At 66.9% G+C, this 13596-nt stretch carries 13 protein-coding genes; 4 read left to right on the top strand and 9 right to left on the bottom strand.

Translation table 11 applies throughout. The features are described from left to right. Window positions 1-4 precede the first annotated feature (4 nt). Entirely contained in the window at window positions 5-781 is a 777-nt protein-coding gene (locus ABZ948_RS12480) for a hypothetical protein (RefSeq protein WP_359758880.1), read from the bottom strand. A gap of 296 nt (window positions 782-1077) precedes the next feature. Here ABZ948_RS12480 and ABZ948_RS12485 point away from each other — a divergent pair, with 296 nt between their 5' ends. After that, window positions 1078-2064: a DUF4238 domain-containing protein gene (locus ABZ948_RS12485; RefSeq protein WP_359758881.1), complete on the top strand. Its 987-nt coding sequence runs from the start codon at window positions 1078-1080 to the stop codon at window positions 2062-2064. Window positions 2065-2698: 634 nt separating this feature from the next. Here the strand turns inward: ABZ948_RS12485 and ABZ948_RS12490 are convergent. The 5 genes from ABZ948_RS12490 to ABZ948_RS12510 form a co-directional block, all read right to left on the bottom strand. Continuing rightward, entirely contained in the window at window positions 2699-3049 is a 351-nt protein-coding gene (locus tag ABZ948_RS12490; RefSeq protein WP_359758882.1) for a helix-turn-helix domain-containing protein, read from the bottom strand. Between the two features lie 9 nt (window positions 3050-3058). Further along, the gene (locus ABZ948_RS12495; protein WP_359758901.1) at window positions 3059-3445 is read right to left on the bottom strand and encodes a type II toxin-antitoxin system RelE/ParE family toxin; all 387 of its coding nucleotides are present in this window, start codon (window positions 3443-3445) and stop codon (window positions 3059-3061) included. 1197 nt (window positions 3446-4642) lie between these two features. After that, window positions 4643-4966, bottom strand: a complete 324-nt coding sequence (locus tag ABZ948_RS12500) for a hypothetical protein (RefSeq protein ID WP_260827881.1) — start codon at window positions 4964-4966, stop codon at window positions 4643-4645. Then, window positions 4963-6180: a Shedu anti-phage system protein SduA domain-containing protein gene (locus tag ABZ948_RS12505; protein WP_359758883.1), complete on the bottom strand. Its 1218-nt coding sequence runs from the start codon at window positions 6178-6180 to the stop codon at window positions 4963-4965. The genes ABZ948_RS12500 and ABZ948_RS12505 overlap by 4 nt, the downstream gene beginning before the upstream one ends. Before the next feature lie 483 nt (window positions 6181-6663). Continuing rightward, window positions 6664-6999 (bottom strand): putative quinol monooxygenase, encoded by a 336-nt coding sequence (locus ABZ948_RS12510; protein ID WP_359758884.1) that lies wholly within the window; start codon window positions 6997-6999, stop codon window positions 6664-6666. Between the two features lie 72 nt (window positions 7000-7071). Between ABZ948_RS12510 and ABZ948_RS12515 the strand changes: the two genes are divergently transcribed. Next, window positions 7072-7362, top strand: coding sequence for an ArsR/SmtB family transcription factor (locus ABZ948_RS12515; protein ID WP_359758885.1), 291 nt, complete (start codon window positions 7072-7074; stop codon window positions 7360-7362). Window positions 7363-7509: 147 nt separating this feature from the next. Here ABZ948_RS12515 and ABZ948_RS12520 read toward each other — a convergent pair whose 3' ends face one another. Together ABZ948_RS12520 and ABZ948_RS12525 are read right to left on the bottom strand one after the other, a co-directional pair. Continuing rightward, on the bottom strand, window positions 7510-8730 hold the full coding sequence (locus ABZ948_RS12520) for an FAD-dependent monooxygenase (RefSeq protein WP_359758886.1): 1221 nt from the start codon (window positions 8728-8730) through the stop codon (window positions 7510-7512). Further along, the gene (locus tag ABZ948_RS12525) at window positions 8727-10124 is read right to left on the bottom strand and encodes an MFS transporter (protein ID WP_359758887.1); all 1398 of its coding nucleotides are present in this window, start codon (window positions 10122-10124) and stop codon (window positions 8727-8729) included. The genes ABZ948_RS12520 and ABZ948_RS12525 overlap by 4 nt, the downstream gene beginning before the upstream one ends. 99 nt (window positions 10125-10223) lie before the next feature. On the opposite strand from ABZ948_RS12525, the gene ABZ948_RS12530 reads away from it, so the two are divergent. Beyond that, window positions 10224-10856, top strand: a complete 633-nt coding sequence (locus ABZ948_RS12530) for a TetR/AcrR family transcriptional regulator (RefSeq protein ID WP_359758888.1) — start codon at window positions 10224-10226, stop codon at window positions 10854-10856. Window positions 10857-11023: 167 nt separating this feature from the next. On the opposite strand, the gene ABZ948_RS12535 is transcribed toward ABZ948_RS12530, so the two are convergent. After that, complete coding sequence (locus ABZ948_RS12535) at window positions 11024-12373, bottom strand: PucR family transcriptional regulator (RefSeq protein WP_359758889.1); 1350 nt, start codon at window positions 12371-12373, stop codon at window positions 11024-11026. Between the two features lie 376 nt (window positions 12374-12749). On the opposite strand from ABZ948_RS12535, the gene ABZ948_RS12540 reads away from it, so the two are divergent. Further along, entirely contained in the window at window positions 12750-13595 is an 846-nt protein-coding gene (locus tag ABZ948_RS12540; RefSeq protein ID WP_359758890.1) for a DUF4394 domain-containing protein, read from the top strand. The last annotated feature ends 1 nt before the right edge of the window (window position 13596 follow it).

The raw sequence follows: 13596 nt of genomic DNA on the forward strand, positions 1-13596 counted from the left end.
AGGGTCACTCCCCGTCCGACCTGGTCGTTCCCTCTGCCCTCACCTCGAAGGCCGCGACAGCCGTTCTCAGACACTCTTCGGTGAAGCCAGGGGCGAGGAGCCCCCCGGGCATCTCGCGTACCCGCCCGTCACCGGGGCGGTGGACCCCCACGCTGCGGAGCAACGGGCACAGAGTGGCGCCGAGTTCGTACGCGCTGACTCCGAGCGCGGCGGCAATGGTTCCTGTGTACAGACACCCCTTGCCGGACGCCTCGACCTCGGTGAGCACAGCGCGCAGCAGATACGGAACCGGATCACCGAAGGTGGAATGGCCCGCGAATGCCTCGGCCAGCGGACGCATAAGCCGATCGTCAACCACTGCATACGCGGGCGCTTCGCAATCAGCCAGTCTCCGGACACGCCCCAGCCGCTCCCAGTAGGTGATCCACCCGTCAACGTGCGACCGCGAGAGATGGACGTGCCCTTCGTGACGGAGGCTGCTCAGCAGCTCGTCACTGGTACATCCCTCTTCCCTGTCGGCGCTGGACAGTACTTCCCAGGCCCGGTTACGAGAGAGCGCAATGAATTCGGCCGGCACCAGTCCAGGGCGCTCCCGCCCGCCACTCCTACGGGTTCGCTGCCGTGGGATCAACGGCTTCATTTTGCACAGCGCGGATTCGACGGTAAGTCCGGACACGACCGCCTGGGCGATCAACTCGGCGATCTCGCCGTCACACGTCATCAGCTCCGCAGACAAGGCGTTCCGCCGGGATACTGCCTGGTCAAGGTCTTCGAGGATCAAAGGCGCACTCATACTGTCTGAAACGCGCCGAACACCTCCAAGACACGCGATGTGTCACACCCTCCTGCGAGCGCCGAACTGGGCATGGCACCGGCCAGCCTGTACATGAGGCTCTGGCAGGAACGCGAACCCGCGGCCAAATATGGCTCCGCCAGCCAGTCGACGGCCCCGACCTTCTGCACTTGGTCACCCTGACCACGGGGTATTTCGGTTTGCCCGGCGAGCCCCCGCCCTTACTGTGGACCACCCGAAGGCAGGAGCGGTGGATGGGCAGAGCATCGGCAGGGAAGCGCAGGATGCGCGAGACCGGGCAGACGCGTGATCACACAGTGCCGCAGATGTATCTGAAGCGATTCGCCGCACACGAGGGCCCACGGAAGTACACCCTGGCCGTACGCCGCCTGGACCGCGTCGACCAGCCGTTCCCTGCCGCTCCGACCAACGCGTTCGTCGAGCGCGGCTTTTACTGGGGCACCAATCCGGACGGCGTGCCGCACCACATGGTGGAAGCCTTCTTCACTCAGCTCGAATCGGACGCAACCACAATGCTGAGGGCCGTACTCGACGACCCGGACGGTGCTCTCACGGGACGGTGGCCTCTGCCTGCCGAAGAGCGCCTGCACCTGGCATGGTGGATGGCTGCTCAACTGTTGCGCACCACACGGCAGCGAAAACGCATCGAACATCTCGACGAGGGCAGCGAACTCCTTGAAGTTCCGGCGGAGATCGCCGCCATCGCAGCGAACAATCCGCATCTGCGCTACATCGTGGAACACGTAGCGGCCATCGCCTTCACGCTCTTCACCCGCCCGTGGGCGCTCGGCTTCAGCGACATGTGCCTCCTCACCAGCGATGTCCCCGTCGTCCTCTTCAACGCACCCGACGCGAGGAACCAACTCGCCGCCGCAGCGGTCTGCGACGTACTCCTGCCTCTGGACCCGCATCGGCTGCTCTTCCTCCCCGGCGCCGGCATGCAGGCCGCCGACCCGCGCAAGCAGGTGGACCATCGCATGAAGCTCCCGGGTGGCGTGGGCATCGGGCTCGTACAAGTCGCCTACGACGTGGCGGACAAGCTCGTGGTCCATCACCCCGCCCACGACCCTTGGCGTCACTGGCAGCCGACCGGCACACGGCAACCGGCACCTTGGGAGGGAGAGACCCACCCGGCCCCGATGCACGCCCTTGAATACGACGTGCTGCACCCGGATCTCACCGTCGAACGCCGGTGGCTCACCCAGCATCCTGCGCCTCGGGATACTGATCCGGCGGCGACGGCCACCTGACTGGCCACTCACAGCCAGCCATAGTCTCCTTCCAGGACACCGGAGGAGCGTACATTCGGTGATCTTCGGCGCACTGACTAGCCGTTGTGTGCAGCCGCAATGGCCCTTCCTGCACGTGGCGCCGGAGGAGCCAATCTCAGTGCCCAATCACCGCGCCGGCCTTCGTTCCGCACCGCAGCACGCGCCCGTGCCCTATCCGTGCCCTTAAGACCGGACAACCACGGTCAACAGCGGTGCGATCCGAACCGCGAATCCACGCGGAGAGGCGGAATCTCTGCAGGTCAGAGCTACAGGTGCCGCCCAAGCGCCATCGCTTCCCAAGCTGAGAGCGCGAGTTCGATTCTCGTCACCCGCTCCATGTGAAACCCCCAGGTCAGGGACCCGGGGGTTCTTTGTCGCGCTGACTCTTCCGTGCTTTCCGTACCCTCATGCACTCGAAGATTGGGCACGCGGAGGGCACGGGCGCTTAGTTGAGACCAGCCAGTCACCGCTTCTCACGCCAGCGCATGCCGCTGACCTGCGATTTCTCGTCAAGTTATGCAGGATCGAACAGGAAGAGCCCTCAGCCTGCTGTTCCCCGAGAAGCACTGCCGGACGGTGCGTCGCATCACCGCACGCAAAGCCTTCGGGCCGGCTACGCCGCCGCGCTGCCCTGATCACCACTTGCCGGCATCCGCAGCGTGTGATCACCGAAGTCGGCAACCAAGTCCAACCTGCCGCCGAGCGCTTCGACGTAACGTGCGATGACATCGAGAGTGGCGACCTCGCCGTGCTCGATCTGGGACACGCGAGCGATGCTCACACCCATACGGGCAGCCACGTCCCTCTGGGCCAGCCCGTACTGCTTGCGCGCTTCAGCGAGTTGATGACCACGGGCTTCCGCCTGCAGTCGACGTGAACCGGCTTCTACCTCAGCGGGATCCGCACCGGCCGAGTACAGCTCCTGCTCCAGGGTCTCCCAGTCCTGCGGGGTCTTCTTGGGCATGCTTACTCCTCAGTCCTCCGTGTCACCGGTGTAGTCGCGGTAGAGCTGTTCAGCCAGAGGAATGTTGTCGCGGTACCAGCGCTCCCAGTTTCCTGCTTTGTCGCCCCCGAGGAGTAGCAGGGCTGAACGAGTCGGATCAAAGGCGAAGATGATCCGGATCTCGGACCGGCCACCTGACCCCGGCCTCAGCTCCTTGAGGTGATGCAGTTCCGATCCCTTCAGCCGGTCCACGAGGGGACGCCCGAGGGTGGGGCCTGCGTCACGCAGTGCGGCAACGGCCTGGGCGACCTGGGAGGCAGAACCGAGATCCTCCTTGATCAGCTGCCGGAACCACTCCGCGTATTCATCGGTGACCTTGATCGCCCAGCTCAAGACGGCTCCCCTCGACACCAGCATCATGAGTTTAAGGTTTTCCTTAAACAGCGGCAAGCCGACTGTTCCGGCGCCGACCACACCAACAGGGCTCTCATGGACCACCACTCCTGGTGGGAGCTCCTGAGTTCCTCACCACGCTCAGAAGCTCACGCCACGCGCGAACAACGGCACCCACATCCATCAGGAGTGCTCGCACCTGGTGGAGCAGCACGCGGATCACCAACAGTCCCACGACGGCGCCGCTTCCCGCAGTGATCCACTCCATCGGGCTGCCTCCTCACCTCGGGCAGCAGGGTCCTCACATTGAGGACTGAGGTCTTTACCTGGAGAGGTAAATCTCTCGATCTTGAGTCGCGGCATCTCGCCGCGCTCGCCACCTTGGGTACCAGGCTGCCCGTCGTGGAGATCGAAGTCTGCAGCGTGAAACCAGCTTTTTGTGATCTTCCGAGCCAGGGCAGGGTCTCGGCATCCCTGTGCAGTCGCGACGACTTCCCTCAGCCGGCCTACGTGTCGACGAACCCCGAGCACAGAGAGGGCGACGCAGGCACGACACTCCTCCACCTCGCGACCTCGTGCCCACAGCGTGCTCTTCAGAGCGGGCAACTACGGTCAACAGTTCTCGAACCCCCAGGTCAGTGGCCTGGGGCTTGCTTATTGACGAGCCGTCGCTGTGTTTCGCGGGCCGCCCGCCGTCGACGATTGGGCACGTGAAGGACACGAGTTCCCTGAGGCGGCAAGCCGCCCGCATCGCAGCAGGGCGCTGACCTGCTCTTTGACGTAGCTGAGCGAGAGGTTCGCACGGTCCGAGCCCTCAGCCCACCGTTCCCGGACAACACCGGGCACCCGCCCCACACCGCACCTCGTCGTGGGTGGATGCAAATCTCTTACGGGGGCTGGCACTTGACCGGGAAGGAGCCTGCATCAGAGCGGAAGGTCGCCAGGGAGTACCCGAGCGGCCTCCTACCCGCTTCGATCGTCGGCCTCATGGCGACTGCAGCTACGACGCTGACGTCCCCAGCCGTTTTAACGCAGCGTGACCAAGCTTACCGACGTTACCGGCGATGCCGTACCTGCAGACGACGACCACCCTGGCCACGGGCGACCAAGTCACGGACGACGGGGCGGAGGACATCCTGGGCAGAGCAGGGCTCATGTGCAGGGGCCTGGCCGCCTCCCCTGAGCCAGACCCGCCCGTTGAGGCCTCAGCACGGTGCGTGGTCAGGTCCGTCCCTGCCGTAGATGGCGGGAAGCGGCGAGGCAGGAGGACAGCCATGTCGCCTCCTCGCGGTTGATGATCAGGTCCGCAACAGTGATCATCCCGTCCATCGGGCCGTCGAGCCGAATCGAGTGGTCACCGACGAGGAACATCTCCCAGTCCGCGTCGCTGTGCCAGAGCCGAGCGGATTTCTCGCCCCGACGCTGGGCGAACACGAGTTCCTCTCCGTACTCGTTCATGAAGTATCCGACGTAGTCCTTGTCGGTGATCTCACCGCCGCACAAGCGGGCCAGGAGCGGTTCGATCGCGGGTGCTGTGTCGGTCATGCGGCGGACTCCTCGTCCGGGTCGGGGTCTGCGTCCTGCCGTGCCGATGACAGAGCCAGCATGCGGGAGGCTGAATCCAGCAGGGTCTCGTATGTGATCACTTCTATGCGCGCCTGGTGTGTGTTGTAGGTTCGCAGCGTCTCCGCGATCTCCTGGGAGGTGACGTCCCCGGTCACGTACCGCGGGTGTCCGATCACGACCGTCGCCGACGCCCGGCGGGTGTCGACTCCGTGCTCGGCCAGGATGCTCGGGCGGTTCTCGTCCATGGCCCGGAGGTAGTTCTGCGCCTGGGAGACCGCGCGGTGCGCCGGGGCACCCAACATGAGGTGGCCGGAGCGTCGTATGACCAGGTCCTTGATGTTGGCGCGCTTGAGCTCCACCACGTGCAGGGAGCCGTCGCCGCGCAGGAGCGGGATGTCGAGGATGGCGTCCGGGGTGTACTGCCGGCGTGCCAGCTCGGCCACGTAGGCCCCGCCGAAGATCCACTCCTGGTTCTTCAGACAGGCATGGAGGGCGCTCTCGGAGCTGTCCGGGTCCTCCACCACGGTACGCAGGGCCGCCAGACCGACTTGCCTGGCCCTCAGTTCGAGCAACTGGGCCAGCATGCCCGCGTCGACTTCGGCCAGGATATCGCTCATCATTCGTGCGGCCTCGGCGGAAGCGGGCCGGGGCAGGTCGCGGAGGACTATCTCCATGTGCCCGAACTGCTGAAGCCGCCTCGCCTCCTTGGTGGAGAGCTGGATCCCGCCCTCGCCACCCCCGAGGCCCAGGTAGTCGGCGGACTGGGCTATGCCGCGAAAAAGGTCGCGGGCGTCGGCGGCGGTCGCGTCGGGCTTGTCGCGGCACAGGACGTCCAAGGCAGCGACCGCCCTGTCAGCACCCATGGCGACCATCCTCCGCATGTGTTCCTCGCTGCGCTGTCGAGCTGCCTCGTCGTAGTACTGCTCCAGGATTTCAAGGAACAGTTCGCCTCCGGCATAGGCTGCGAAGCGCTGAAAGCGCTGGGCGAATGCGAAGTCTCCTTGGAGGACGGCCTCTTGGGCCACATCCTCCAAGGCGTCCACCAAGGGCCTGCCCTTGCCGTACGTCCCACCGAGGCCGCCCATGATGTGCAGCACCGCATCGACGCGCTCCCGGACCCGCGCATCCTCAGTCAGTTCCCGTGCCGTCTGGACCAGTTGCCAGAGCGTGAAGCCGGATCGAAATGTCGTCACGCGGGCACACTAGGGCCGGCCACTGACAATCACCCGCCAGCGGTCTCTGTGCACGCGCGAAAGCGTTCCCCGACCGGACATCCGACCGAGTCCGGCTCGACACCGTGCCCGTCCGAGAACGCACCGTGCCCACCAGTCTGCGCGCCCCGTGCCCATAGCGTGCCCGTAAGAGCGGACAACCACGGTCAACAGCGGCGCGGTCCGACCCGCACGACCGCCCGAGCAAATGCCATCTGCGCAGGTCATAGACATAGGGACCAGTCGAGCGCCGTCGCTTCCCAAGCTGAGAGCGCGAGTTCGATTCTCGTCACCCGCTCCATTTCGAACCCCCAGGTCATTGGCTTGGGGGTTGTTTGTTGACCTGTACGGCGAGTCGGACATGCTCCAGCCGCCTACGAATACGAGATCGACCACTGCGCTCAACACCAGCCCCGACCGGCGGCCGGAGTCAACGCATGGAGCCTCCACCGATCCCGGAGTGGTTCAGTTCACCGGTTTCGTCGCGGTGAGAGGCGTCAACCAGTTGATCTCCAGGTCCTCGCGCAGATAGTCCATGCGAGTCTCCTGAAAGCGGGCAAGGTCGGGCCGGGCAAGGTGTTTGCGCAGATCGTCCCTGGAGCGCCACAGCTCGTAGAAGACCAGCGTGGTGGGGTCGGAGGCATCGCGGTGCACCTGGTACTGCCAGGCGCCCGGCTCGGCACGGGTCGGCTCGACGAACGAAAGCAACAGACGTTCCAGTTCCTCGGCGCACTCCGCGCGTGGGCGGGCGAATCCGTAGAGGCCGATGGGGCCGCTTCCCTCAGGTATGGCGATCTTCATACCTCGGAGGTTAGACATGCATTGAGGTACGATGCAAATCGTACCTAGAGGAGGATCGTGGACCTTGGCACAGTGTTCGCCGCGCTCGCGGACGACTCCCGGCGGAGGGTGATCGCCGAACTCGCGGCCGACCCCGAGGATCAGGAGCGCGCCTGCGGGTCGTTCGACCTGCCGGTGAAGAAGGCCACACGCACTCACCACTTCCGAGTTCTGCGGGAGGCGGGCCTCGTGGTGCAGCGCGCTCACGGCAACGGAAGCACCGTGAGGCTGCTCAGGGCGGACATCGAGGAGCGCTGTCCGGGTCTGCTGCAGCTCCTCGTGGCCGAACTCGGCCGATCGAGCGAAGGCAGAAGCACGTCATGACCTGGGCGGCCGATCCCAGGCACTGAGACCGCGGGCGGGACGAGTGACCGGCAGCGGGGCAGATCACCGCACCCACCGTCACCAGCGCCGGGTCCGGGCCTCCGGCCCCGGCGCTGGTGACGCCCGTCATCGGCGCGCGCCCCGGGCTCACGTCATGGGCATGAACTCGGGCAGGGTGAGGGCGGAATGGGCCGGTCGGGCCTCCGTGGAGGGCATGGTGCTGAGTTTGAGCAGCATGTCGTTGCGCTGCTTCAGGGCCCGGGCGGTGGTGGGGAAGAGTGTGGCGTCTCCCTCGCCGACCTGCTCCTGGTTCACGGTCACGAACTCACGGGTGTGGTGTTCGTAGGCGGCGAAGCCCGCGGCGTGTTCCCGGTCGGCCAGGGAACCGGCGAGCATGTACGCACCGACGAGCGCGAGGCTGGTGCCCTGTCCGGTGAGGAACGAGGGAGCGTAGGCGGCGTCGCCCACCAGCGCGACCCTGCCGCTGGACCAGCGGGGCATGCGGATCTGGCTGACGCCGTCGAAGAACAGGTCGTCCGCGTCGCGCAGGGCGGTGAGCATGCCCGGGACCTCCCATCCCGCGTCGGCGAACACCGCGGCGATCAGGTCGCGTTGGGCTTCCGGGTTGCGGAACGCGTCGAACGGCGGTTCCGGGTGGGCGAAGTTCAGGAAGGCGTGCACTGCGTCGTCGTCCCCCACGGCGTAGAGTGCCGCGGCTCTGCCCGGGGTGTTCCACATCATCGTCTCGTGGGAGAGCCCCAAGGTGTTGCGCATGGTGAACACGGCGAAGCAGTGACCGAGGTACCGGTGGAATTGCTCTTCGGGGCCGAACAGCAACGCGCGGGTGCGTGAGTGCAGACCGTCCGCGCCGAACACCATGTCGAACGTACGCCTGCTGCCCCCGCGGAAGGTGACGTCGACCCTGTGGCCGGACTGGTCCAGGGTGTCGATGGAGTCGTCGAACAAGAACTCCACGTCGTCACGGACCGCCGCGTAGAGAGCGCCGGTCAGATCCCCGCGCCGCACCTCCAGGTCCCGGCCCGCGACACCGCCGGTGATGGTGTGCGGGTCGACCGAGGCGATCTCGCTGCCGTCTCCGTCGAGGAAGGTCAGCCGGCGCAGGTCGATGTGCGCGTCCCGCAGGTGCGGCAGGATTCCCATCCTCCGGACGACCTCCAGGGCGGTGCCGCGCACGTCGATGGGGTAACCGCCGTCACGCAGCGTGCCCGCCTTCTCGACCAATGTGACGGCGAATCCGTAGCGGTTCAGCCAGAAAGCGAGGGCGGACCCCGCAATGCCGGCCCCGGATATCAGGACCTTGCGCCTCGGTGTGGAACGAGTATTCCCCAACAGACCGGTGCGGGTCATTCCTTGACTCCTTTGCTCATGGTCCGGGCGACAAGCAGGGACAGCGCCGTGACGGCGCCGGCTATGACGAAGCCGGTGATGAAGGCCGATTCGGCCGGGACATCCGAGCCGGAAGGGGTCCCCGCGGTGAGGAGCGCGCCACCGACCTGCGCACCCACGGCGTAACCGATCACGCGAGTCACCAGGACCAAGCTGGTGGCGATGCCGGTGTCGCTCTGATCGACGGAGGTGGCGGTGCTGGTCACCAGCGCCGTGACGCACAGGCCGTTGGCGAGCGAGATCATCATCTTGCCGATGACGAGGTGCCAGACCTCGCTGTGCGCGGCTGCCAGGGCGATCAGAGCGGCAGCCAGGAGGACGATCCCGGCGGTGACCACGGCACGCGAGCCGAACCGCCGCTCCCCGATCCCGCCGATCGGTCCGGCCAGCGACGCGGCCACGGCGCCGGGCAGAAGGAAGAAGCCGGTCTCGGTGGCACTGGCCCCGAAACCGTACTCGCCGGCGGGCACCGCGAACAGTTGCGGGACGAGGTAGACCGCCAACGAGGTGCCGACGCAGATCACGAACGTCAGCACGCACGACTTCCGCATCGCGGGCCGTGCCAGCATGCGCAGATCGATCATCGGCGAGGCCGCGCGACGCTCGACGGCTGTCCATCCGGTCACGAAGGCGGCCAGCACCACGATGAGGACGGCGAACACGAGCGGCTGCGAGCCGAGTTCGGGCGCCATCGCGAGGACGAGCATGAGCGTGACCAGCATCCCGCTCAGCAGAAGCAGGCCGGGCCAGTCGGTCCCGGTGTCGTCCTTCCGGCCCGGCGGATCATGCGGCATCAGCCTGTTCACCAGGAGGGTGGATCCGATGACAGCGATCGTCGGCAGCGCGAACATCCAGTGTCGGGACAGCGTCTCCGCCACGGGCCCGGCCGACAGCATTCCCGCCATCCCTCCCCCCACGAACAGCCCGCTGACCACCCCGATGGCCACCTTCGACTCTCCCTCGGGGAGGTGTTTGCGCACCACGATGAACGACAGGGGCAGCGCGCCCACCATCGCCCCCTGCAGTACCTGGCCGAGCAGCAGCACAGGCAGGTTCGGCGCCAGGGCGGACACCAGGCCACCGGCCGAGACGACCGCCATCAGCCGGATCAGAACTCGTTTTCCGCCGTGGCGGTCGCCTAACTTGCCGGCGACCGGTGTGACGAGCGCGCCGGTGATGAGGAGCACGATGCTGAGTAACGCCCCTTCGGCCGGACTCATGTCCAGTTCGCGTTGCAGGAGCGGGAGCGTCGGCGTCACCACCGACTCCAAGGCACCGGTGGCGACTGCCAGCATGCCGAGGGCACCGACAGCGGCCTTCCCGATGCGGACCGGGGGAGCCAGAGTTGCGGTCATGGACGTCCTTTCCGTCATTGCCGGGCGAGTGAGGGGTCGGGCGTACGCGTAACACTGAACTACACTACACCGTGCAGTGTAGACAGTTAGGATATGCCCATGCCGACCACGAAGACACTGCGCGAGGGGTCCACGCGGAAGCGGGCCGCCATCCTCTCGGCGGCCCGGGAGCTGTTCCTCACCGACGGCTTCGACCGGACCAGCGTCGATGCGGTAGCCGCCCGGGCCGAGGTGTCCAAGCGGACGGTCTACGACTACTTCGGCGACAAGCAGACGCTGCTCAAGGCAGTCGTCGACGCCGTCGGCCAGTCACTGATCACCACGATCCGGCGCACCCTCGACGACACCCTCACCGACCTCACCGAGGCCACCGACCTCGAGGACGCCCTGGTCACGTTCTCGATGTGCATCGCGACCGACATGCTCGGCTCGGCGGAGTACGCAACGCTGCAACGACTGGTCCGGGCGGAATCCGGCCACCTGCCGCACCGGGGCTACAACTCCATGGCCGACACCCCCGACGAGGCACTTGCCGAGCGGTTCGCCGCCTTCGCCGCGGCCGGGCTGCTCGACGTCCCCGACGCCCGGCTAGCGGCCGACCAGTTCATCGCGCTGACCTTCGGCGTCGCGCTGGACAGGCTCGGTTCCGCGAATGCCGCGGAGGACACCCGCGTCCGGCCACTCATCGTCGAGGGAGTGCGGACCTTTCTCCGGGCATACCGAACCATGTAGGGCTGGGGCCGTACGAAAGAACAGTGCGCCGTCAGCCCATGTTTCCTCCTCGGCAGAGCCACGCCACCTCCCTGAGGGCGGTGCGCGGGCTCGGCGTCCGGTGGTCACGGAGCCGACCGTACGGCGGCGCGGGGCCGGCCGACGACGGCGATCCGGTTCCCGGAAGCTCAGTGCCACGCCTCCGACAGGCACCGCGTGACGACCGAGCTGAAAACGCGTACGCCGCGCGTCGAGCCGGGGTCGATGCCGGTGAGTTCTCGCACCCGGCGGAGGCGGTAGTCCAGGGTGCGCGGGTGGACGTTGAGGGCTGCCGCCGTGGCGCCGCGGTGCATGTCGTGGTGGTAGTACGCGTCCAGCGTGACAAGGAGGTCCGGACCGGACTGCAGGCTCCGGCCCACGGCGTGGAGCCATGCGTCGACGAACGGCGCGTCGGCGACGGCGAGTTCGACGAACACGTCCGACAGGGTGTGCGGCCGCAGCCGAGCGGACGCCCGTCGCAGCGGCGCCGCCCTGCTGATCCGCCGGGCCAGGTCGAGGGCGTCGGCGACCTCGGACAGCGATGACGTGGCGGTGCCGGCGGCGCAGGGGCGACCGAGAGCCTGGGCGAAGTCCCGTACGAGATCGGCCGCGGGGTCGGATACGACGTCGGAGATGCGGGCGGATACGAGGGCGGGCGAGAGGTCTGGTGCCAGGGCGGGCGAGGGATCTCGTGTCGGGGCCGGCGAGAGGTCTCGTGTCGGGGCGGGTACCGAGTGTGGCTGTACGGGCTCGGCGGCACCGGGGCCCGGAGACGCCGGGGGTGGGGCGGGACGCAAGGGGATCAGGGCGATCAGTTCACCGCTCCTGCTTCCCTTGCCCGGGCACCATGTGATCGGCGCGTGGTGGGTTTTCACCAGTGCCTCGATCTCGCTTTCCAGGTCGCGATCGCCGGCGGGACGGTCCGGCACCCGGATCACCGTCACCGCGCAGCGCTCGGGAAGTTCCATGCCCAGGGCCGAGGCGAGTTCCGCCGATATGGGGTCTCCGCTCAGCAATGACCTGGCCAGCAGGGCGGCCTGCTCGACGTACGGCAGACGGTGTCGCAGCGCCGTCACGAATCCCTGGCTGTAGGCACGGATACCGCGTTCTCCCTGCGGGGCGAACCAGTTCATCATCCGCATGAGTTCGTCGACGCCGGCGCCGCGCTGCGCTTCGGTCGCCTCGTTGATCTCGCGCAGCATGAGCGAGGTGTGCAGTCGCAGGACCCGCTGCCGTGCGTCCAGCGACATGCCTCCGGCGGCCCGCGACTCGCCGATCGCCGCGATGCAGCCGAGGTCGTCGTCGGTCAACTCGCTGTTGTCCGGGGAGAGTTCGACCGTACGGCGGCGCAGCCATAACGCGTACTCCAGCGTCTCGGCCCGCGCCCGGGGGTTCGTGTCCAGGAACCCGAACTCCGGGATCTCGCGCGCGTACGCCTCGACCTCCCGGCGCGCGTTGGCCGACGCCTGTCGGGCCAACTCGGCGAAGAAGCTCCCCATGGGCGCGAGGATGCCATTCCGGTCGAAGAGGCCGACAGGGGAGATCCGGACGGCATTTGTCACTCTGCGCACATCGGAGACGACCGCGTCTGGGACGCTTTGTCACCGTGCGCAAAATCCCTGGATCGGGGCATTCTCATCGCCTGGTCCACTTGTGGAGACACTGTGAAGTGGCCTTAATGGGAACCGCGTACCAGCCCGTGGGGGAACACCACTGCATCACCACAGCATTCATTCCGGCCATCGCTCCGGATCAACGCGGGAATCGGTACGGGAATCTCTCATCCGCACGCCACTCGATGGTGCTTGCTCAAACGGGAGGGAAACACCGGTGAAAGCAGGAACGAGAAAGAGAATCGCGGCGGCGGTGGCGGTCATGGCCACGTCGACAGCGCTCATGCTGAGCGCGCCGGGCAGTGGCTCTGCCGCTCCCGCCGCCACTCCCAGCCTGCGCGCGTTCGGGATCACAGGCGACGGCACCCAGATGGCCACGTTCACCACCGACCGGCCGAACGTGCTCGACTGGGTCAGGGACGTCGTCGGGCTCAGTGGCGACACGGCTCTGATCGGCATCGACTTCCGGGTGCAGAACGGCCTGATGTACGGCGTCGGCAACAAGGGCGGCATCTACACGATCAAGACCCCGCCGGCCACCACGGACGTCGTGATCACCAAGGTGTCCCAGCTCCAGTACGCGCTGAACGGCACGAACTTCGGCGTCGACTTCAACCCGGCCGCCGACCGGCTGCGCGTGATCAGCGACAACGGCCAGAACCTGCGGCACAACCTCAACGACCACACGACCATCCAGGACCTGAACCTCACCACCCCGCCGATCGAGGGCACGACCAAGGGCGTCTCCGTCGCCGCCTACACGAACAACGACCTCGACGGGACCACCGGCACCACGCTGTTCGACATCAACACGGCGGCCGACCAGGTCGTCATCCAGTCCCCGGCCAACAACGGCACGCTGGCGCCGACCGGCAGCCTCGGCATCGACGCGCAGACCAACGCGGGCATGGACATCTTCAGCACCCTGTCGGGCGGCAAGACGGTCGGCAACGCCGCCTTCGCCACGCTCACCGCCTCCGGTGCCAACCGGCCCTCCCTCTACAGCGTCAACCTCCTCACCGGCGAGGCCACGCTCGTGTCCGACGCCGTCAAGTCCAAGTTCCCCCTGAACATCACGGACCTGGCCATCTCCCTCACCGGCAGCTGAG

The sequence above is a fragment of the Streptomyces olindensis genome (genome assembly GCF_040645895.1).
GTDB lineage: Bacteria > Actinomycetota > Actinomycetes > Streptomycetales > Streptomycetaceae > Streptomyces > Streptomyces olindensis.